Origin of the sequence: Streptomyces lasiicapitis (assembly GCF_014646335.1) — a bacterium.
GTDB lineage: Bacteria > Actinomycetota > Actinomycetes > Streptomycetales > Streptomycetaceae > Streptomyces > Streptomyces lasiicapitis.
In genome coordinates this window covers 206,809-228,127 of sequence record NZ_BMNG01000012.1, presented here as the reverse complement: position 1 = coordinate 228,127, position 21,319 = coordinate 206,809, and the positions used below count along the sequence as shown (strand labels likewise).

18 protein-coding genes are annotated in these 21,319 nt (G+C 72.0%); 15 read left to right on the top strand and 3 right to left on the bottom strand.

The annotated features are described in order from the left end of the window. The first annotated feature begins 49 nt into the window (after positions 1-49). The 4 genes from argH to IEY91_RS26435 all read left to right on the top strand — a co-directional run bounded on the left by argH (position 50) and on the right by IEY91_RS26435 (position 4,843). Complete coding sequence (argH, locus tag IEY91_RS26450; protein ID WP_189175932.1) at positions 50-1,480, top strand: argininosuccinate lyase; 1,431 nt, start codon at positions 50-52, stop codon at positions 1,478-1,480. Positions 1,481-1,670: 190 nt separating this feature from the next. After that, complete coding sequence (locus tag IEY91_RS26445; RefSeq protein ID WP_189175931.1) at positions 1,671-2,642, top strand: aldo/keto reductase; 972 nt, start codon at positions 1,671-1,673, stop codon at positions 2,640-2,642. A gap of 108 nt (positions 2,643-2,750) precedes the next feature. Then, on the top strand, positions 2,751-3,302 hold the full coding sequence (locus IEY91_RS26440) for a TetR/AcrR family transcriptional regulator (RefSeq protein WP_229697236.1): 552 nt from the start codon (positions 2,751-2,753) through the stop codon (positions 3,300-3,302). Beyond that, positions 3,299-4,843, top strand: coding sequence for an MFS transporter (locus tag IEY91_RS26435; protein ID WP_164326349.1), 1,545 nt, complete (start codon positions 3,299-3,301; stop codon positions 4,841-4,843). Before IEY91_RS26440 ends, IEY91_RS26435 begins: the two co-directional genes overlap by 4 nt. A 76-nt stretch (positions 4,844-4,919) precedes the next feature. Here the strand turns inward: IEY91_RS26435 and IEY91_RS26430 are convergent, their stop codons facing one another. Then, the gene (locus tag IEY91_RS26430) at positions 4,920-5,540 is read right to left on the bottom strand and encodes a lysophospholipid acyltransferase family protein (protein ID WP_229697235.1); all 621 of its coding nucleotides are present in this window, start codon (positions 5,538-5,540) and stop codon (positions 4,920-4,922) included. A gap of 475 nt (positions 5,541-6,015) precedes the next feature. Here IEY91_RS26430 and IEY91_RS26425 point away from each other — a divergent pair, with 475 nt between their 5' ends. The 3 genes from IEY91_RS26425 (at position 6,016) to IEY91_RS26415 (ending at position 8,431) form a co-directional block, all read left to right on the top strand. Continuing rightward, a complete protein-coding gene (locus tag IEY91_RS26425) occupies positions 6,016-7,197 on the top strand; it encodes a glycerophosphodiester phosphodiesterase (protein WP_189175930.1) in 1,182 nt (393 codons plus the stop codon). A 129-nt stretch (positions 7,198-7,326) separates the two neighbouring features. Then, positions 7,327-7,887, top strand: a complete 561-nt coding sequence (locus IEY91_RS26420) for a sigma-70 family RNA polymerase sigma factor (RefSeq protein ID WP_189175929.1) — start codon at positions 7,327-7,329, stop codon at positions 7,885-7,887. Between the two features lie 40 nt (positions 7,888-7,927). Next, positions 7,928-8,431, top strand: a complete 504-nt coding sequence (locus IEY91_RS26415; protein WP_189175928.1) for a GNAT family N-acetyltransferase — start codon at positions 7,928-7,930, stop codon at positions 8,429-8,431. Here the strand turns inward: IEY91_RS26415 and IEY91_RS26410 are convergent. Both IEY91_RS26410 and IEY91_RS26405 read right to left on the bottom strand, forming a co-directional pair. Further along, on the bottom strand, positions 8,428-8,796 hold the full coding sequence (locus IEY91_RS26410; RefSeq protein ID WP_229697254.1) for a hypothetical protein: 369 nt from the start codon (positions 8,794-8,796) through the stop codon (positions 8,428-8,430). The two genes, IEY91_RS26415 and IEY91_RS26410, sit on opposite strands and share 4 nt — an antisense overlap. Before the next feature lie 61 nt (positions 8,797-8,857). Beyond that, the gene (locus IEY91_RS26405) at positions 8,858-9,217 is read right to left on the bottom strand and encodes a hypothetical protein (protein ID WP_164326355.1); all 360 of its coding nucleotides are present in this window, start codon (positions 9,215-9,217) and stop codon (positions 8,858-8,860) included. A gap of 90 nt (positions 9,218-9,307) precedes the next feature. On the opposite strand from IEY91_RS26405, the gene IEY91_RS26400 reads away from it, so the two are divergent. The 8 genes from IEY91_RS26400 (at position 9,308) to cobT (ending at position 21,182) form a co-directional block, all read left to right on the top strand. Further along, entirely contained in the window at positions 9,308-9,955 is a 648-nt protein-coding gene (locus tag IEY91_RS26400; RefSeq protein ID WP_164326356.1) for an HAD family hydrolase, read from the top strand. Between the two features lie 417 nt (positions 9,956-10,372). Then, positions 10,373-11,443, top strand: a complete 1,071-nt coding sequence (locus tag IEY91_RS26395; RefSeq protein ID WP_164326357.1) for a methionine ABC transporter ATP-binding protein — start codon at positions 10,373-10,375, stop codon at positions 11,441-11,443. Next, a complete protein-coding gene (locus IEY91_RS26390) occupies positions 11,440-12,234 on the top strand; it encodes a methionine ABC transporter permease (protein WP_164326358.1) in 795 nt (264 codons plus the stop codon). The genes IEY91_RS26395 and IEY91_RS26390 overlap by 4 nt, the downstream gene beginning before the upstream one ends. A 99-nt stretch (positions 12,235-12,333) precedes the next feature. Beyond that, positions 12,334-13,167 (top strand): MetQ/NlpA family ABC transporter substrate-binding protein, encoded by an 834-nt coding sequence (locus IEY91_RS26385; RefSeq protein ID WP_164326359.1) that lies wholly within the window; start codon positions 12,334-12,336, stop codon positions 13,165-13,167. Between the two features lies 1 nt (position 13,168). After that, on the top strand, positions 13,169-13,999 hold the full coding sequence (locus IEY91_RS26380; protein WP_189175926.1) for a MetQ/NlpA family ABC transporter substrate-binding protein: 831 nt from the start codon (positions 13,169-13,171) through the stop codon (positions 13,997-13,999). Positions 14,000-14,173: 174 nt separating this feature from the next. Continuing rightward, positions 14,174-14,848 (top strand): GNAT family N-acetyltransferase, encoded by a 675-nt coding sequence (locus IEY91_RS26375; RefSeq protein ID WP_164328684.1) that lies wholly within the window; start codon positions 14,174-14,176, stop codon positions 14,846-14,848. A 158-nt stretch (positions 14,849-15,006) separates the two neighbouring features. Next, positions 15,007-16,245 (top strand): precorrin-6y C5,15-methyltransferase (decarboxylating) subunit CbiE, encoded by a 1,239-nt coding sequence (gene cbiE / locus IEY91_RS26370; protein WP_189175925.1) that lies wholly within the window; start codon positions 15,007-15,009, stop codon positions 16,243-16,245. Positions 16,246-16,586: 341 nt separating this feature from the next. Next, on the top strand, positions 16,587-21,182 hold the full coding sequence (gene cobT / locus IEY91_RS26365) for a nicotinate-nucleotide--dimethylbenzimidazole phosphoribosyltransferase (RefSeq protein ID WP_189175924.1): 4,596 nt from the start codon (positions 16,587-16,589) through the stop codon (positions 21,180-21,182). Positions 21,183-21,319: the final 137 nt, after the last annotated feature.

Genomic DNA, 21,319 nt, shown 5'->3' with positions numbered 1-21,319 from the left:
CGACGTTTGAGGGGCGAGGTCCTCGCCCACCGCACACCAAGGAGCACACGTGAGCAGCAACACCGGCGATGTCCGCCTCTGGGGCGGCCGGTTCGCCGACGGTCCCGCGGAAGCGCTGGCGCAACTGTCCGCCTCGGTCCACTTCGACTGGCGTCTCGCGCCCTACGACATCGCGGGTTCCCGCGCCCACGCGCGCGTGCTGAGCTCGGCGGGGCTGCTCACCGAGGACGAGCTGACGCGCATGCTGGCCGGCCTCGACCAGCTCGAAGCGGACGTCGCGGACGGCTCGTTCGTCGGCACCGTCGCCGACGAGGACGTGCACACCGCCCTGGAGCGCGGCCTCCTGGAGCGGCTCGGCGCCGACCTGGGCGGCAAGCTGCGCGCCGGACGGTCCCGCAACGACCAGGTGGCGACGCTCTTCAAGATGTACCTGCGCGACCACGCCCGCGTCATCGGCGGCCTGATCGCCGAACTCCAGGAGGCCCTGATCGGCCTCGCGGAGGCCCACCCGGACGTGGCCATGCCGGGCCGCACCCACCTTCAGCACGCCCAGCCGGTGCTGTTCGCCCACCACGTGCTCGCCCACGTCCAGTCCCTGTCGCGCGACGCCGAGCGGCTGCGCCAGTGGGACACGCGGACGGCCGTGTCTCCGTACGGCTCCGGGGCGCTCGCGGGCTCGTCCCTCGGGCTCGACCCGCAGGCCGTGGCCAAGGACCTCGGGTTCGAGGGGGGCAGCGCCGCCAACTCCATCGACGGCACGGCCTCGCGGGACTTCGTCGCCGAGTTCGCCTTCATCACCGCGATGATCGGCGTGAACCTGTCCCGGATCGCCGAAGAGGTCATCATCTGGAACACGAAGGAGTTCTCCTTCGTGACCCTCCACGACGCCTTCTCGACCGGCTCGTCGATCATGCCGCAGAAGAAGAACCCGGACATCGCGGAGCTGGCACGAGGCAAGTCGGGCCGCCTCATCGGCAACCTCACGGGCCTCCTCGCCACCCTCAAGGCCCTCCCCCTCGCGTACAACCGCGACCTCCAGGAGGACAAGGAGCCCGTCTTCGACTCCTGCGACCAGCTGGAGGTCCTGCTGCCCGCCTTCACCGGCATGATGGCGACCCTCACGATCCACCGCGACCGCATGGAGGAACTGGCCCCGGCCGGCTTCTCCCTGGCCACGGACATCGCCGAGTGGCTGGTCAAGCAGGGCGTGCCGTTCCGGGTCGCCCACGAGGTCGCGGGCGAGTGCGTCAAGGAGTGCGAGGCACACGGCATCGAGCTGGACCAGCTCACGGACGACCAGTTCGCGAAGATCAGCCCGCATCTGACGCCGGAGGTGCGCACGGTCCTGAACGTGCCGGGGGCGCTGGCGTCCCGCGACGGGAGGGGTGGCACGGCCCCGTCGGCGGTGGCGGCTCAGCTGGCGGAGATCAAGACGGATGTGGCGACGCAGCGAGAGTGGGCAACGGCGCGCAAGTTCTAGCCCGTCCGGCGCTTGAGGACGAGGCGCGAAGCGCCGACAAGCGGGGGCCCGGGGGCGGCAGCCCCCGGTTCGGGAACGGGCGGGCCTGGGGCGCCCCGCGAAGGCCCAACCACCCGCGCAGGGTTACGTTGAGGGGTGCACGCGACCGTCGTGCACCCCTCGACGTATTCCGAAAAGCGTGGAGCCCAAAATGCCCTTCGCCCGACTCGCCACAGCGACCACCCCCACAGCCCACCTGGGCCTAGGCCTGGCCGCAGTGGGCAGGCCGGGCTACATCACGCTGGGCCGAGAGGCCGACCTGCCGCCCACGCGCAGCGTGGAGGCCCTGCGCGACCGCACCCTCGAACTCCTGGACGCGGCCTACGCGCTGGGGGTGCGGTACATCGACGCGGCCCGCTCCTACGGCCGCTCGGAGGAGTTCCTGGCCGAGTGGCTGCACGCACGGCCGGACATCCGCGACGTGGTCGTCGGCAGCAAATGGGGCTACACGTACACGGCGGACTGGCGCACGGACGCCGAGGCGCACGAGGTCAAGGACCACAGCGTGGCGGCGTACGACCGCCAGCGCGCCGAGACGGCCGCACTGCTCGGCGACCGCCTGGACCTCTACCAGATCCACTCGGTGACGCCGGTGAGCCCGGCCCTCACGGACAAGGACCTGCACGCCCGCCTCGCGGACCTGGCGGACGAGGGCGTGACCGTGGGCCTGTCCGTGAGCGGCCCCGAGCAGGCGGCCGCGATCCGCGCGGCCCTGGACGTCACGGTGAACGGTGAGCGGCTGTTCCGCACGGTGCAGGCGACGTACAACGCACTGGAGACGTCGGCCGGCCCCGCGCTGGCCGAGGCGCACGAAGCGGGCCTGACCGTCCTGGTCAAGGAGGCGATGGCCAACGGCCGCCTCGCGGGACCGCAGGCGCCTGCCGCGGTCCGGGAAGCGGCCGAGTCCGCGGGCCTGGGCTGCGACGCGGTAGCGCTGGCCCTGGTCCTGCGGCAGCCGTGGGCGGGAGTAGTGCTCTCCGGCGCCGCCACGTCCGTACAACTGGTGTCGAACCTGCACGCGACGGCGGTGGACCTCGACGCGGAGCACCTCGACCGCCTCACCGGACTGGCGGAGGAGCCCACCGCGTACTGGAGCACGCGCGCAGCCCTGCCCTGGCACTGAGACCCCCCAGCCACAAGCGCCTCCCCAACCAGACCACCATCCCCTCCTCAATGAGACCGCAACACCCCTCATGAGACAAATATGTCTCACATGGCCTATGGTTGTCTCATGTCAGTCGATCGCGACCAGCTGCTGCGCCGTGCCGCCACTCAGCTCACCCGCAAGGGCTCCTCGACCCTGGACGAGGTCGCCAAGGCCTCCGGGATCAGCCGCGCCACCCTGCACCGGCACTTCGCCGGGCGGGACGCGCTGATCCGCGCGCTGGAAGAGCTCGGCATCCAGGAGTGCGAGGCGGCGATGGACGCCGCGCGGCTCGGCGAGGGCAGCGCGGGGGACGCCCTGCGCCGCCTGATCAAGGAGATCGAGCCCGCCGCGGGCCTGCTCGCGTTCCTCGTCACCGAGAACCAGCTCTTCGAGGGCGACGAGCAGCACGAGGGCTGGACCCGGCTCGACGTCCGCGTGGCCGCCCTCTTCAAGCGTGGCCAGGAGAGCGGCGAGTTCCGCATCGACCTCACCCCCGCATGGCTCACCGAGGCGCTGTACGGGCTCATCGGCTCGGGTGCCTGGGCCGTGCTCGACGGCCGCGTGGCCGCCAAGGACTTCTCATACATGATCGCCGAACTGCTGATCGGCGGCGCACAACGGAGAGTGGAATCATGACAAGCACCGAACGGCGCATACGCCCCGCGGAGGTGGAGCGGCACCCCGGTCGCTGGCTCGCCCTCGCGGTGTTGGCGCTGGCCGTGCTGCTCGTCGCGGTGGACGCGACCGTCCTCGGCCTCGCGACGCCGTACATCAGTGAGGACCTGAAGCCGTCCGGCAACCAGCTGCTGTGGATCGGCGACGTCTACTCGTTCGTGATCGCGGGCCTGCTGGTGTCCATGGGCAGCCTCGGCGACCGCATCGGCCGCAAGAAGCTGCTGCTCACGGGTGCCGTGGCGTTCGGCGCGGTGTCCGTGCTCAACTCGTACGCCACCACGCCCGAGTTGATGATCCTGGCGCGTGCCCTGCTCGGTGTCGCGGGCGCGACCCTGATGCCGTCCACGCTCGCGCTGATCCGCAACATCTTCCACGACCCGCGCGAGCGCAGCATCGCCGTCGGCGTGTGGGGCGCGATGGCGTCGGCGGGCGCGGCGGTCGGCCCGGTCGTCGGCGGCTTCCTGCTCGAACACTTCTGGTGGGGCTCGGTCTTCCTGATCAACCTGCCGGTGATGGCGGTCCTCGTCGTGGTCGGCGTCAAGATGATCCCTGAGTCGAAGAACCCGGCGCCGGGCCCCTGGGACCTGATCAGCGTCGCTCTGTCGCTCATCGGCATGATCGCTGTGGTGTACGCCGTCAAGGAGGCGGCGGCACACGGCCTGAGCTGGGGCGTCGCGGCCTCGGCCGTGATCGGCGTGGCCGCGCTCACCTGGTTCGTACGTCGGCAGTTCACGCTGCCCGCACCGCTGCTCGACATGCGGCTGTTCCGCAACCGCGGCTTCTCGGCGGCCGTCCTCGCCGACCTGCTGACCATCCTCGGCCTGTCCGGGCTCGTCTTCTTCCTCTCCCAGTTCCTCCAACTGGTGCAGGGAAGGCAGCCGTTCGAGGCCGGTCTCGCCGAACTGCCCGCGGCCGTCGGCGCGGTGGCGGCGGGTCTGATCGCGGGCACGGTGGCGCGCCGGTACTCGGTGCGGGCGGTGGTCGCGGGCGGACTCGCGGCGGTGGGACTCGCGCTCGCCGCGCTGACCGTGCTGAGCCAGTCGACGGGCTATCCGCTGCTCGGCGCGGCGCTCCTGGTCGTCGGCGTCGGCGCGGGCTTCTCCTTCACCGTGACCGCCGACGTGATCCTCTCCAGCGTGCCGAAGGAGCAGGCGGGCTCGGCGTCCGCGGTCTCGGAGACGGCGTACGAACTGGGCGCGGCCCTCGGCATCGCCCTGCTCGGCTCCATCGTGACCGGCGTGTACCAGAACTTCACGGCCCCGGCGGGCACCCCGGCCGACGCCGCGGCTGCCGCGCACGATTCGCTGGGCGGCGCCGTCGAGGCGGGCGCCGGGCTGCCGGCGCACACGGCCGAGCCGCTGCTCTCGGCGGCCCAGGAGGCCTTCGTGGACGGCCTGCGCCTTGCCGCGGGCGTGGGCGCGGTGGTTCTGCTCGCGACGGCGGTCGCGGCCTGGTTCCTGCTGAAGGGCCAGAAGCTGGAGGACGGGGTCGAGCACCCGTAACGCCGATGCCGCGCTGACAACGCCGAAGGGCCGCACCCCGTGAGGAGTGCGGCCCTTCGGCTCAAGTCCCGTACGGTCAGGCGGCCTTGGCCTTCGTGGCGTACATGTCCACGTACTCCTGACCCGAGAGCAGCATGACCTCCGTCATCACGGAGTCCGTCACCGCGCGCAGCACATAGCGGTCGCGGTCCATGCCGTCGTACCGCGAGAACTCCATCGCCTCGCCGAAGCGGACCGTCACCTTGCCGGGGCGCGGCAGGCCCTTGCCGCCGGGCTGCAGCTTGTCCGTGCCGATCATCGCGAACGGCACCACGGGCGCGCCGGTCATGAGGGTCAGCCGGGCGATGCCGGTGCGGCCGCGGTAGAGGCGGCCGTCGGGGGAGCGGGTGCCCTCCGGGTAGATGCCGAAGATCTTGCCGTCGTCGAGGACGCGCTTGCCGGTCATCAGCGCGGCGACGCCGCCCCGGCCGCCGTCGCGCGCCACCGGGATCATGCCGACGCCGGTGAAGAACCAGGCCATCAGGCGGCCCTTGAAGCCCTTGCCGGTGACGTACTCGTCCTTGCCGATGAAGAAGACAGGCCGATCGCACACCAGGGGCAGGATCATCGAGTCGATGAACGTGAGGTGGTTTCCGGCCAGAATGACGGGGCCGTTGCCGGGGATGTTCTCGGCGCCTTCGACCCGTGGGCGGAACATCAGGCGCAAGATCGGTCCGAGCACTGCCTTGATGAGCGCTAGACGGGACAACGGGTCCTCCGGTGTCAACGGGTCGACGACGAGTCTGTGCAGGTGAGGACCATACTCGCGGGTCCCCGTTGAATGCACATCGGGTTCATGTGCCCGATACGCAGAGTTGACCTGATTTTGCCTGCTGTTGCCCCCCGCGAGGACCTCACCGTAACGACGGTATCCCTGTGCGAACTGTGTGGCTTGTCCGAGTGGTGCTTCTCACGCGCGACGCATCTCACGGCCGGAACTGCTCCGGCGCCCGCGAGCCCGGGCGCACGCGCCGGTCGCCCCCGCCGGGTACCCCGCGAGCCCTACTCGACACCCGGCGTCAGCCACCCGTTCGGCCCCGGGTCTCCCACCCGTCACGCAACGCCACCTACGATCGGTGCCGCTTTGTCAGGTGCAAGGCGCTACACGGCGGTACACAGGGAGGGAGCGCTCAATGGCGACGCAGGAATCGGGGCGGCGGGACACGGGGACGAGCCCGGGGCGGCGCGTGGTGCTCGGGGCCGCGGTGCTCGGGGCGGGCACGGCCGTCGTCGGCGCGCCCGGCGTGGCGAGAGCCGACGCACGCCACGGCCACGGCGGCCACGGGGGCGGCGGCTACCGCGACCTGCCGGTGCCGACGGTCGTCGCGCACCGCGGCACCAGCGGCTACCGGCCCGAGCACACGCTCGGCTCGTACCAACTCGCCCTGGACATGGGCGCGCACGTCATCGAGCAGGATGTGGTGCCCACCAAGGACGGCCATCTCGTATGCCGTCACGAGAACGACATCACCGGCACGACGGACGTCGCCGCGCACCCCGAGTTCGCGGGCCGCAAGACGACCAAGAGCGTCGACGGGGTCAGCCTCACCGGCTGGTTCACCGAGGACTTCACGCTCGCCGAGTTGAAGACGCTGCGCGCCAAGGAGCGCATCCCCGGCACCCGTCAGCGCAACACCCTCTACGACGGCCGCTGGGACGTCCCCACCCTCGAAGAGGTCTTCCGCTGGGCGGAGAAGGAGGGGCGCAGGCGCGGCAAGCGGGTCTGGCTGCACATCGAGACCAAGCACCCCACGTACTTCCGCAAGCTCGGCCTCGGCCTCGAAGAGCCGCTCGCCAAGCTGCTGCGCCGCTACAACCGCCACCGCCGCCACTCCCCGAACTTCCTCCAGTCGTTCGAGCCGAGCAGCATCCAGCGCCTGCGCAAGCTCGTCGACGCCCCCGGCGTGGTCCTGCTGTCCACGGCCGCGTCCCGCCCGTGGGACTTCGTGGAGGCGGGCGACCCGCGCACCGTCGCCGACCTCATCAAGCCCGAGGGCCTGAAGTGGATCGCCACGTACGCCAAGGGCATCGGCCCGACGCTCGACCTGGTCATCCCCAAGGGCCCCGACGGCAGGCTCCTGGAGCCGACCACCCTGGTCCGTGACGCGCACGCCGAGGACCTGGTCCTGCACCCGTACACGATGCGCAACGAGAACACCTTCCTGCCCGCGGACTTCAAGAAGGGCACGGACCCGAACGCGTACGGCGACGCCTTCGGCGCGTTCAAGACGTACTTCGCCACCGGCATCGACGGGATCTTCTCCGACAACCCGGACACCGCGCTGCTCGCCGCGGCGGACTTCGCCGACAACTGACGGACTCCGCACCGACGGACTCCGCCGACGGCTGACCGGCCTCGTCAACCGGCGCGTGCGAAGCCCCGGTTGGGGTGAGGCGCGGCCGTTCCGGAAACCCAGAACCGGAACGGCCGCGTCCACGCGAGCATGACCCCACTGCCCCCGCCGCTCCGCCCGCGGCCGTCGTCGCTCTCGGCGCTCTCGTACGACCTGGTCACCACCCTGCGCCCGCTGCTCGCCGCCGAGGCATCCGCCGAGGCGCACGGCTGCGGCGCCGACCCCGGTGACCTGGAACAGGCCGTCTGGCTGCGCCTGCTCGAACACCTGGACGCCGGCGGGCCGCCCGCCGACCCCGCCGCCTGGCTGCGCGCCGCCGTCCGCGACGAGGCGCACCGCACCCGCAGCGCGGCCCGAAGGGAGCGGCCGTACGCGACGGAGCCCGCCGACCCGCTCGTGGGCCCCGAACAACGGGCGCTGCGGGCCGACCGGCACCGAGTCCTCTACGCCGCCGTCCGGAAACTGCCCGGCCGCTGTCCGCGTCTTGTGGCTGCGCTTCTGTCGCCCAAAGACCTCACCTACCGAGAAATCGCAGGGGAGTTGGGAATGTCACAAGGATCTTTGGGACCGGAACGTTCCCGATGCCTGGGATGCCTGCGCAGAATGCTGGCGCAAGAGGTTGCGACTCCGGACCCATGGGGAAAGGAGTGAGGGACAACCGGCGGAGCAGGTGAGCGGGAGGCATGCACACATGGGCATGAGCGTGACCATCTCGGAGGCGACCGACACGGACGCCGAGCAGATCCTCAAACTGCAGTACCTCTGCTACCAGAGCGAGGCCGAGCTGTACGGCGACTACTCCATCGAGCCGCTGACGCAGACCCTCGTCTCCATCAAGGCCGAGCTGGCCGAGGGCAGCGTCCTGGTGGCGCGTCTGGGCGAGGAGGTCGTGGCGTCCGTGCGGGGCACGGTCGACGCGGCGGGCACGGCCCGGATCGGCAAGCTCATCGTGCACCCGCGGATGCAGCGGCACGGCCTCGGCGGCCGCCTCCTGGACGCCATCGAGCGCCGCCTCGGCGAGGGCGGCACCGCCCAGCGCTTCGAGCTGTTCACCGGCCACCGCAGCGAGAGCAACCTCCAGCTCTACCGCAAGCACGGCTACGCGCCCGTGCGCACCCGGCGCGTGGACGACCGCCTGACGGTGGTGACCCTCTCCAAGGACGCCGAGGCGGGGGCGTACGTGACGAGCGCCTAGGCGTTCGCCGCGTTCTCGCCGGGCAGGCCGGACTGGCTGCGCGACTTGCGCAGCCAGAACACCGCGGTCACCGGCAGCAGCACCGGGATGAACAGGTAGCCCATGCCGAAGTCCGACCAGACCGTGGCGTCCGGGAACGCGGAGGGCTCCGCGAGGGTCCAGGCCCCGACGGCGAGCACCCCGGCCAGCTCGGCGGCGCAGCACACCAGCGCCGCCTTGCGGGCCCTCTCGCCGCCGCGTACGAGCGAGTACGTGATGAAGCCGTAGACGACTCCGGCGATGGCGGAGAGCGTGTACGCGAGCGGGGCCTTGTGGAAGTCCGTGGAGATCTGGACGGCGGAGCGCGACACGGCGCCCACGACCATCACGCCGTACAGCCACACCAGCAGGATGCCGGGACCGGAGATCAGCCTCTGCCGTCGCACCTCAGCCTCCCCAGATGTCGTAGAGCCGCACTTCGAGGACGGCGAGGACCACGCCGCCCGCGGCGACGGTCAGCGAGCCCCAACGGGTGCGCTCGGCGAGCGACATGAAGCCCGCCGCGGGGACGCACGCGAACGAGCCGATCAGATACGCCACGAAGATCGTCGTGCCCTGCTCGGGGTCCTCGCCCCGTGCGAGCAGCACGATGCCGACGATCAGCTGGACCAGCGCGAGCAGGGTGACCACGCCCATGCCGATGAAGTGCCAGTCCTTCGTCGGCTGGTCCCGGTACGCGGCGAATCCGCACCAGGCCGCGAGCGCGAGCGCGGCCACGGAGGTCGCGACGGTCAGGGCAACAAGCATGCCGAGACCCTATTACGGGCCAAAAGACCCGGTGTCCTCGGCCCCGGGGGCCCGGGTTCCGCGGGCAGGCGCACACGTATCGTCGAAGCCATGAAGATCCAGGCTGAAGCGCTCCTGTTCGACAACGACGGCACCCTCGTCTCCTCGATCGAGTCCGTCCACCGCTGCTGGACGCGCTGGGCGGGGGAGTACGGCATCACGGCCGAGCAGTTCGCCGCAGTCGAGCTGCACGGGCGCCCGGCCGCCGAGATCGCCGCCGACCTGCTGCCCGCCGAGCTCGTCGACGAGGCCGTGGCCCGGATCGACGAGCTGGAGGTCTCCGACGTCGCGGGCGGCGTGGTCGCGCTGCCCGGCACCCTCGACCTGCTCGCCTCGCTGCCGCCCGAGCGCTGGGCCGTCGTCACCTCCGCGACCCGCCGCCTGGCCGAGGCCCGCCTCGCCGAGGTCGGGATCCGCCCCAAGACGCTGATATCCGCCGACGACATCACCCGCGGCAAGCCCGACCCGGAGCCCTTCCTGCTCGCGGCCCGCACGCTCGGCGTGGACCCGGCGCGCTGCGTGGTCTTCGAGGACGCCCCCGCGGGTCTCACGGCCGGCCGGGCCGCCGGGATGACCACCGTGGCGTTGACCACAACGCACCCGGCGGCCGAGCTGTCCGCCGACGTCGTCGTGAGCGACCTCTCGGCGGTGTCCGCGCAGGCCACGGCGGGTGGCGTGGAGATCGTCGCCGGCGCCTGAGCGTGCTTTGCGTGCGGAGGCGGAGCGTCCACCCGCGTCCCAAGCCTGTCCGCTATTCGGACAGCGGTGGCGAGACGCCTCCGTACGCGTGTTTTACTGGTCCGCATGACCACGACGAGCAGCCGCACCCTTGCGACCGAGGCGATCACGACGCCCGGTGCTCGTTGTATGTGTCGAATGTGCGCCTTCTGAGGGCCCCCGCACCACTGAGAGCCTCGCGCCCCGAAGCGAAGCCGCTGTGCCGCGCCACACGCCACGTACACACTCCTTAGTCACGTACGCGCCGTAGAAGCGAGCCGGCCCCGCGCACACGTCTCCCGGTCCTCTCCGACATCGCGAGAACCGTGCCGCGTTCCGAACGAATGCCCCGTGCCCCGGCGTCACCGCGCCGTGCACTCGACAGTGACGGAAACCCCAGTGATCACCACTTCCGGCCTGACAAAGGTCTACCGCTCACGCGGTCGTGAAGTAACCGCCATCGACGGAGTCGATCTCCATGTGCGGGAAGGCGAGGTGTACGGCGTCATCGGCCAGTCCGGTGCCGGCAAATCCTCGCTGATCCGCTGCGTCAACCTCCTTGAGCGCCCCACCTCCGGCACGGTGACGGTGGCAGGCCAGGACCTCACCGCGCTCGCCGGGCGCGGACCGCGGGCCGGCAAGGAACTGCGCGCCGCCCGCAGTCGCATCGGCATGGTCTTCCAGCACTTCAACCTGCTGTCCTCGCGCACGGTCCAGGCCAACGTCGAGCTGCCGCTCGAGATCCTCGGCCTGTCCGGCAAGGAGCGCTCCCGCAAGGCGCTCGAACTCCTCGACCTCGTCGGCCTCTCCGACAAGGCCAAGGTCTACCCCGCGCAGCTCTCCGGCGGCCAGAAGCAGCGCGTCGGCATCGCCCGCGCGCTGGCAGGCGAGCCGAAGGTGCTCCTCTCGGACGAGGCGACCAGCGCCCTCGACCCGGAGACCACCCGCTCCATCCTGGAGCTGCTCCGCGACCTCAACCGCCAGCTCGGCCTGACCGTCCTGCTGATCACGCACGAGATGGACGTCGTCAAGACGGTCTGCGACTCGGCCGCGCTCATGGAGAGGGGCCGGATCGTGGAGTCCGGCACCGTCAACGAACTGCTCGCCACCCCCGGCTCGCAGCTCGCCGCCGCGCTCTTCCCCGTCAGCGGCGACGCCACGGGCGCCGACCGCACCGTCGTCGACGTGACCTTCCACGGCGACGCCGCGACCCAGCCGGTCATCTCCCAGCTGTCGCGCACGTACAACATCGACATCTCGATCCTCGGCGCCGCGATGGACACCGTCGCGGGCAAGCAGGTCGGCCGGATGCGCATCGAGCTGCCGGGCCGCTTCGAGGAGAACGTCGTCCCGATCGGCTTCCTGCGCGAGCAGGGGCTGCAGGTCGACATCGCGGGGAGTGCCGCCGACGCGCCCGCCGGGATCCCCGCGCAGGCCGCCGCCGCGCTGGTGAAGGAAGGTGCCAAGTGACCTGGTCGGAGATGCAGCCCCTGCTGGAGCAGGCCTGTTGGGACACGCTCTACATGGTCGGCTGGTCGACGCTGATCGCCGTCGTCGGCGGCCTGCCGCTCGGCATCCTGCTGGTCCTCACCGACCGCGGCGGGCTGCTGCAGAACAGGCTCGTGAACAAGGTCATCGGGCAGATCGTGAACATCGCCCGCTCGATGCCCTTCATCATCCTCATCGTGGCCCTGATGGACTTCACGCGCTGGGTGGTGGGCACCACCATCAACCGTGAGGCCGCCATCGTGCCGCTCGCGATCGGCGCCATCCCGTTCTTCGCCCGGCTCGTCGAGACGGCCGTGCGCGAGGTCGACAACGGCCTGGTCGAGGCCGTGCAGTCGATGGGCGGCAAGACCTGGACCGTCGTACGCAAGGTCCTCGTGCCCGAGGCGCTGCCGTCGCTGATCTCCAGCGTCACCACGACGATCGTCGTCCTCATCGGCTACTCGGCGATGGCGGGCACCGTCGGCGCCGGCGGCCTCGGCGACCTCGCGATCCGCTACGGCTACCAGCGGTTCGAGACCGAGCTGATGTGGATCACCGTGGCGATCCTCGCCGTGGTCATCTCCGTCATCCAGTTCGCCGGTGACTACGCCGCCCGCAGCATGCACCGTCGCGGCGGCGGCTCCGGCGCCGCGCCGCGGCTCAGGCTGCTGCGCGCCAAGACGCCGGCGACCGTTGCCGCCGGGCCCGTGAAGACCACGGAGCCGGTCACGGCGGACGCCGAGCCGGAGCGGGAGCCCGTCAAGGCGTCCTGAAGCCTCCTGAAGAGAGCCTCACGGCTCCCACGAGTTCACCCAGCACCACCCCGCACCACCACAGCGGGCGTGTACCACCCATGGAGAAAGGCACTTTTCGTGCGTAACACCATCAAGATCACCGCTGCCGTCCTGGCCACCGGAGCCCTCACCCTCGGGCTCACCGCCTGCGGTTCCGACAAGGGCTCCGCCGCCGACAAGGACGGGCCGCTCATCGTCGCCGCGACCCCGACGCCGCAGGGCGAGATCCTCGAGTACGTCAAGAAGAACCTGGCGAAGAAGGCGGACCTCGACCTGGAGGTGAAGGAGTTCACCGACTACGTCACGCCCAACACCGCCGTGCAGCAGGGCGAGGTCTCCGCGAACTACTTCCAGCACAAGCCGTACCTGGACGACTTCAACAAGAAGAACAAGACGGACATCGTCCCGGTCCCCGGCGCGACGGTGCACTTGGAGCCCCTCGGCGTCTACTCCAAGAAGATCAAGAAGCTCGACGACCTCAAGAAGGGCGCGACGGTCGCCGTCCCGAACGACACGACCAACGAGGCCCGCGCCCTCAAGCTGCTCGCCGACAACGGCCTCCTCAAGCTCAAGGAGGGCGTCGGCTTCGCGGCCACCCCCAAGGACGTCGTCTCCAACCCGCTCGACCTGAAGTTCAAGGAGCTGGAGGCCGCCCAGCTGCCCCGCTCCATCAACGACGTCGACGCCGCGGTGATCAACGGCAACTACGCCCTCGAGGCCGACCTCAACCCCGCCAAGAACGCCCTCGCGGCGGAGAAGGCCAAGGGCAACCCGTACGGCAACTTCCTCGCCGTGAAGAAGGGCCAGGAGAACGACCCGCGCGTGAAGAAGCTCGCCAAGCTCCTCACCTCGCCCGAGGTCAAGAAGTTCATCGACGACAAGTACGACGGCGCCGTCGTCGCGGCCTTCTGACATGCGCCGGGCCGTCATCGCCGCCGCGGCCGGGGCACTGACCCTGTCGCTCGGCCTGACCGCCTGCGGTGCGGGCTCCGGCTCCGACGGCGACAAGCTCGTCGTCGGGGCCACCCCCACCCCGGCCGGTGAGGTCCTCGCGTACATCCAGCAGAACCTGGCGAAGAAGGAGGGCCTGGACCTCGAGGTGCGGGAGTTCACGGACTACGTGACGCCCAACACCGCGCTCCAGGAGGGCTCCCTCGACGCCAACCTCTACCAGCACACCCCGTACCTCGACGACTTCAACAAGTCCAAGAAGACGGACCTGGTGCCGGTGACCGAGGTCTACCTGCCGCCGATGGGCGTGTACGCGGACGGCGGCCGCGCGGAACTGAAGGACGTGACCGCCCTGCGCCCCGGCGCGACCGTGGCCGTCCCCAACGACACCACCAACGAGGGCAGGGCGCTCCAACTGCTCGCCTCCAAGGGCGTGATCGGGCTCAAGGAGGGCGCGGGTGCCGAGGCGACCCCCGAGGACATCGCGTCCAACCCCAAGAAGCTCACCATCAAGGCCCTGGAGCCCGCGCAGCTGCCGCGCTCCCTCAAGGACGTCGACGCGGCCGTCATCAACAACAACTACGCGCTCGACGCGGGCCTCAGCCCCAAGAAGGACGCCGTCCTCCTCGAGTCCGCGAAGGACAACCCGTACAACAACGTCCTCGCCGTCAAGAAGGGCGACGAGGACGACCCGAGGGTCAAGAAGCTGGCCAAGCTGCTTACTTCGCCCGAGGTCAAGAAGTTCATCGAGGACAAGTACAAGGGTTCGGTGCTGCCGGTCACGACCGGCTGACGCACCCTCCGCGCCCCGTCGCCGTCCCGTCCCCACGCCCGGGGTCCGCTCCGCACGCCGGAGTGGACCCCGTGGTGCGTCTGCGCGCCGCCATGCTGCATGCTTGGCACTTCAGCAGGCCTGGAGGTCCTTGAGGACGTTGACGATTCACGGAGCGACAGGGCCATGAAGGTTATGGAGCGGCGCATGACTACAGCCTCCTCGGGCACCTCCGGGTTTCCCGACATCTCCATCAGCACGGAGCGGTTGGTGCTGCGCCCGTTCGAGGAAGCGGACATCACCGCGTACGCGGAGATGATGAACGACGAGCTCGTCACCACCTGGACCGCCGCGCCCCAGCCCTACACCGAGGCCGACGCCCGCGCCTGGATCACCGAACTCGCCCCCGCCGAGCGCACCGAGGGCCGCGGCATCGTCCTCGCCGTGACCGAATTCCTCACCCAGCGCCTCGTCGGCTCCGTCCGCCTGCGCCGCACCGACTGGCGCGTGCGCTCCAGTGAACTCAGCTACGTCACCGCCCCCTGGGCCCGCGGCGAGGGTTACGCCTCCGAGGCCGCGCTCGCCACCGCCCAGTGGCTGTTCCACGACCAGAACTTCGAGCGCATCGAGCTGCGTACGGCCGCCGACAACACCGCGGCCCAGCAGGTGGCCCAGAAGATCGGGTCCATCAGCGAGGGCGTCCTGCGCGGCGCGTGGATAGCACGTGTCAGAAACGGCGGCGACCCACTGGGCGGCTGGCTCGACCTGCGCACCGACCTCATCGTGTGGAGCCTGCTGCCGGAGGACCTGGAGGGCGTCAGCGAGCAGCTCGCCGAGAGCGGCTATACGGCTTTCTCGGACTGGAACTGACCATGGGGCTGCGCCCCTCTCCCCGCTTGTAGGCCCTTCGGGCCTCGTCCTCAAACGCCGGACGGGCTTGATCCTGCCGGTGCAGGTACGCTCCCTCGTGGCCGCTCGCGGCGGCCTCCCACCCCGTACGACCCGAGACCCCAGGGAGACAGACGACCATGGCCGACCGGGTCACGGTGATCGGCTGGGACGGCTCGCCGCTGACCGCCGCCGCACGCGCCGCCCTGAGCGCCGCAACCCTGGTCGCAGGCGCCCCCCACCACCTCACCCTCCCCGAGACCCCGCCGACAGCGGAACGCATCCGCCTCGGCAGCGTCGCGCTGGCGGCCCGCCGCATCGCCGCCCACCGCGGCACGGCGGTGGTCTTCGCGGACGGCGACCCCGGCTTCTTCGGCGTCGTACGCACCCTCAGGGCCCCCGAGTTCGGCCTGGAGGTCGAGGTGGTGCCGGCGGTCTCCTCCGTCGCCCAGGCCTTCGCCCGCGCGGGCATGCCGTGGGACGACGCCCAGATCGTGGTGGCCCACCGCCGCACCCTGCGCCGCGCGGTGAACGTCTGCCGCGCGCACAGCAAGGTGGCCGTGCTCACGTCACCCGGCGCGGGCCCCGCCGAACTCGGCCTGCTCCTTGAAGGCGTACACCGCACCTTCGTGATCTGCGAGGAACTCGGCACCGACCGCGAACAGGTCACCGTCGTCACCTCGGACAAGGCCGCCGACCACGCCTGGCGCGACCCGAACGTCGTCATCGTCATCGGCGGCACCGGCACCATCGGCGGAGCGAGCGCTCCGGTCGCCAACGAAACGGGCTGGGTGGCGGGCCGCGAGCCCGGCACCGAGCCGCGCGGCTGGGCCCTGCCCGCGGCCGCGTACGGAGGCGAGCAGGAGCTCGGCGAGGGCGAGACCGACCGCATCCGCGCCGCCCAACTCGCCCGCCTGGGCCCGCGCGTGGGCGACCTCGTCTGGGACATCGGCTGCGGCACCGGCGCCTTCACCGCGGAGGCGGCCCGCTTCGGCGCCGCCGTCATCGCCGTCGACCGCGACCCGGACGCCTGCGCCCGCACGACCGCCGCCGCCCGCCGCTTCGGCGTGCACGCCCAGATCGTGCACGGCACCGCGCCGCACGTCCTGGAGAACCTGCCCGAGCCCGACGTCGTACGCGTCGGCGGCGGGGGAGTGGCCGTGGTCTCCGCCGTCGCGGACCGGCGCCCCGAGCGCATCGTCACGCACGCCGCGACCCGCGACGACGCCGAACTCCTCGGCAGGGACCTGACCGAGCACGGCTACGCCGTCGAGTGCGCCCTCCTCCAGTCCGTCGAACTCGACACCCGGGCCTGGACGGAGCGGAAGCGGACCGTCGTCTTCCTGGTCACGGCGCTGCTCCTCGACCGGACGGTGTGACCCTGGCGACCCTGCCGCCGCGCCGTGCGCGGTAGGCTGGCCGATCGTTGTACCGCACCCGGGTGCCCGGCGATTCCTTGGCTTGTGTCAGTCAAAGTCCGGAAAGCTCGCCCGTTTTGGGGGGTGCGTGTGGTACGGCGAACCGCGGGACGCGCGACGTGGCGCAGTCCACAGCGGACCGTGGCCGATCAAGCTGCCGCGGCGGCGGTGCTACCGCGAGAATGCCTGTGGTCCGTACGCGGTGAGCTGTGGTCCGTAGGCGGTGCGTGCCGCGCGGCACGCGTGCTCGTTGTTGATGACGGGCGGTCAAAGAAGGACTAACCGATGGGCGAGGGGTACGCATGACCGACACCGGCCAGGTCCCGGGCGAGGGACTGCCGGAGAGCGCAGGCAGGGTGGAGCAGCCGGGCGTCCCAGCGCCGGCCGCGTACACCTTCCTGGACCCCTCCGAGAACCCCGCCGAGGACGACGACCTGCTGCTGATGCCGGGTGCCCAGGGCGCGTGGAGCGAGGCGCAGACCGCGCAGCCGGGCACCGGGACGCCTGTCGCTCAGGACGGACCACAGTTCGTGCAGCAGTCGGCGGGACAGCAGCAGCCCGCACAGCAGCCGCTCGGGCAGGTGCCGTTCGGCCAGGAAGCCACGGGTCAGGAGGCGCTGGGTCTGGGCGTACCGGGCCAGAGTGCGCCGGGTCAGGACAACCTCGGACTGGACTCCCTGGGACAGAACTCCCTCGGCCAGGACCTCGCGGTGGACCAGGCAGCGGCCATGGACCAGCCGTCCGTGGCCCCGGCCCAGGCAGCCGTCGACCAGGCCGTGGCCGCGGCGGCGCAGACCGGCCGCTCGCAGCCCGGACAGCCGGTGTTCGCCCAGGCCCAGGCGGTTGCGGAGCAGGCGGCGTTCGGTCAGGAACAGGCCGGGTTCGGCCAGGACCACGCCTCGGCCCCCCAGCCCGCCCACGCCTCCGCCGCCCAGGAGCGCTTCGCCCACCAGCCAGGACCGCACGAGACGTCCGGCCGCGACAGCGGTTCCGTCGACCTCAGCGGCGTACCTCTGCACGCGAGCCACGTCGCCCCCGCCGCACAGCACAGCCCCATCCGCCGCCCCCTGCACCGCGGCCCGGCCGCCCCCGCCGTGCCCGACGGCGCCGCGAGCCCCGTGCGCTCGCTGGCCGACCGTGGCCCCGCGGGCGGCACGCCGCACCCGATGCCGGTCCGGCACGCGGGCCCGCCGACGGCCGGCCCCGAGTACCTCGACATCCCGCGCGACGACGCGGACGCGTTGCCCGGCCCCCAGCTCGGCGAGATCCCGCCGCACGGCGCGACGCCCTGGACGGCGCAGCCGCAGGGCTCGCTCGCGGCCGCGCCGGAACGACAGACGGCCTCTCCGGAACCGCAGACGGCCTCCGCGGATCCCCAGGGGACATCTGCAGAAACGGTCGTCCCAGAGGGCGCGGCTGCCCCGGAGACCACAGAAACCACACCCGCACCGCAGGTCCCGGGTCTCGCTCCGGACCTGTCCGGCGGCGCCCCGGCCCCGTCCGACCCCGCAGCCCCGTCCGCCCCTTCGGCAGCGACGGACGGCTCGGCCCCGTCCGACGGCACGGTCCAGGCCGACGCCCCGGCCGTCGCTGACGGTTCGGCTCCGGCCAACGCATCGGACCCTTCGGACGCCGCATCCCTCGCCTCCGTGCCGCGCGCCCCTGGCGTGATGGAGGCATCGGGTGCACTCGACGCCACGGACGCTCCGCACGCGCCCGTGGACGCGCCGGACTCCGCGGAGGCGCCCACCGCGCCCTCGGCGCACGCTCCGGAGACGGCGGCCGCGGCCAGGGCCTCCGCGACCACACACGTCGCGGTCGCGGGCGCGGCTTCGGGCCCGAACGCGACCACCGCCGACAGCGCGGACCCCTCGGCCTCCTCGGTCACGGCTGACGCCACAACCGACGCCTCGGCCCCCCAGTCCCCGCCGCCCGAATCGGCCCCCGCCGTCGAGCCACCCCCGAGAACGGACCATTCGGGAACAGACCGACCAGGCTCGGCCGAGCAAGCCCTTCCGGAGGACACCGTGGCGCCCCCCTCCGCCCCGGAGTCCCTGACGGCACCCGGCCCCGAACTCCTGACGCTGCCCGCCCCGGAAGCCGCCACGACACAGCAGGCCGCCCCCGCGGAAGCCACCGAGATGCCGCAGAAGGCCCCCGCGGAAGCGATCGCCGCCCCCGGCACCGCCCCCGCGGCCAATCCCGCACTCGGCACGCCCGTATCCGGCACGCCCTTCCCTGCCGCGCCGGTCGACGCCCAGGACGCCGCCGTACCGCACGTCAACGGCCAGGCCGTCCCCGCCGCGCACCTCGCGCCGGTGCACGCAGGCGCCCGGCCCATGGCCGCCGTGGCCCCGCAGGCCCCCGACGCCGCCCAGCCGTGGCCCGAGGCGCACGCCGCGCAGGGCCCGCACATCGCCGGTGCCGCGCGCATGCCGGACGCCGCCGGTTCCGGACAGCCGTTCGCGGAGGCCCAAGTGCCCATGCCCGTCGGCCAGTTCGTGCCGGTCGAGGGCTCGGTGCCCACCACCCCGCACCTCGCACCGACGCCGCCGCGCCCCCTCTCCGTACCGCCGGAGTACTTCGAGCCGGAGCAGCGGCCCGAGCAGCCGCAGGAGTCACGCGACCCCGACGCTCCCGCGCCGCAGACCGCCGCGCCCACCCCGGCCCCCGCCGCCGTACCCCCCGTACCGGCACAGGGACTTCCGGACCAGGCCGACGCCGCACCGGGTGCCGAGCCGGAGGCGGACCCCGCGCCCGGAACGCCCGGTACGCCCGGTACGCTCCGAGAAGCCGGGCAGCAGCCCGCAGCCACCGTGCCCGCACCCCGCGACGGAGGGCGGCCCACGGCCGTGCCCGCCGGGGAGGCACCCGCACCCGTCGACGCGGCGGAGGACGGCACCCCGTTCCCGTCCGCCCCGGAGACGACCGACCACGACGAGCCGATGCACGTATCTCACCCGGCCGGACCGACCGACCCCGCAAGCCGGACCGAACAGCCCGCCGCGGCAGCCCTCATCGAGGCCGACGAGCCGGAGGACCTGTCCACGCCCGCCGACCCCGCGGACGCGGACGGCCTGCCCAAGGCCCTGCTGCTCGACGACGACCCGGAAGCAGAACAGGAACCCGCCGAGCCGCTCGCCCCCGCGGCCGACGCCCCGGTCGAACCGCCCGCTCCGGGCTACGCCGACGCCGAGCGCGAGGCCGTCCTGCGCGTCATGCGCGAGCGCCGCGACATCCGCAACGGCTTCCGCGGCGACCCGATCCCGCACGAGGTGCTGCTCCGCGTCCTGGAGGCGGCCCACACGGCGCCCTCCGTCGGCCACTCCCAGCCCTGGGACTTCGTCGTCATCAAGTCCGCCGAGACCCGGCGCACGATGCACGAACTGGCCCAGCGCCAGCGCGAGGCGTACGCGAAGTCCCTGCCCAAGGGCCGCGCCAAGCAGTTCAAGGAACTGAAGATCGAGGCCATCCTCGACACCCCGGTGAACATCGTCGTCACCGCCGACCCCACCCGCGGCGGCCGCCACACCCTCGGCCGGCACACCCAGCCGCAGATGGCCCCGTACTCCTCGGCGCTCGCCGTCGAGAACCTGTGGCTCGCCGCGCGCGCGGAGGGCCTGGGCGTGGGCTGGGTCAGCTTCTTCGACGAGCGCGAGATGGTCCGCGCGCTCGGTCTGCCCGAGCACCTCGAGGTCGTTGCCTACCTCTGTGTGGGGTACGTCGACGAGTTCCCGGACGAGCCGGAGCTGATGCAGGCGGGCTGGTCCAAGCGGCGCCCGCTGTCCTGGGTCGTCCACGAGGAGACGTACGGCCGTCGCGCGCTGCCCGGCGAGGACCCGCACGACCTGCTCGCCGAGACCGTCGGCAACATCCGCCCGCTGGACGCGAAGGCGCTCGGCGAGGCGTGGGAACGCCAGAAACGCATGACGAAGCCCCCGGGCGCCCTGGGCATGCTGGAGATCATCTCCGCGCAGCTCAGCGGCCTCTCCCGGATGTGCCCGCCGCCGATCCCGGAGCCCGCGGCGGTCGCGATCTTCGCGGGCGACCACGGCGTGCACGCCCAGGGCGTCACGTCCTGGCCGCAGGAGGTGACCGGCCAGATGGTCGCCAACTTCCTCGGCGGCGGCGCCGTCTGCAACGCCTTCGCCAACCAGGTCGGCGCCGAGGTCTGCGTCATCGACGTGGGCGTCGCGAGCGAACTGCCCGCCACGCCCGGCCTGCTGCCCCGCAAGGTGCGCGCAGGCACGGCCGACATGACGACCGGCCCCGCGCTCACCCGCGACGAGGTCAAGGCCGCCATCGAGGTGGGCATCGAAACCGCCCGCGACCTGGTGGCGGCGGGCAACAAGGCCCTGCTCACCGGCGAGATGGGCATCGCCAACACCACGGTGTCCGCGGCCCTCATCTCCGTCTACACCGACACCGACCCCGCCGAGGTCACCGGCCGCGGCACCGGCATCAACGACGAGATGCACGCCCGCAAGGTCGAGGTCGTCCGCCGCGCCCTGGACCTCCACCAGCCGGACCCGGCCGACCCCATCGGCGTCCTCGCGGCGATCGGCGGCCTCGAACACGCCGCCATGGTGGGCCTTCTCCTCGGCGGCGCCTCCCTGCGCACCCCCGTCATCCTGGACGGCGTCAGCGCGGGCGCGGCGGCCCTGGTCGCCCGAGCCATCGCCCCCGAGGTCCTGGCGGCCTGCATCGCGGGCCACCGCAGCGCGGAGCCGGGCCACGTGGCAGCCCTCAACAAGCTGGGCCTGCGCCCCTTGGTCGACCTGGACCTCCGTCTGGGCGAGGGAACGGGCGCGCTCCTGGCCCTCCCCGTGGTCCAGAGCGCGGCAAGAGCGATGCACGAGGTGGCGACGTTCGACTCGGCGGGCGTAACGGAGAAATAGCAGGACGAGGGGCGGCCCCCGTTTCAGCCCGCCCGCTTTCCGCCCGCCCGGTTTCAGCCTGTCCGACGCTTGAGGACGAGACCGAAGGCCGATCGGCGGCGTCCTGTCCCACCCACCCGGAACTCCCGCCCCGCCCA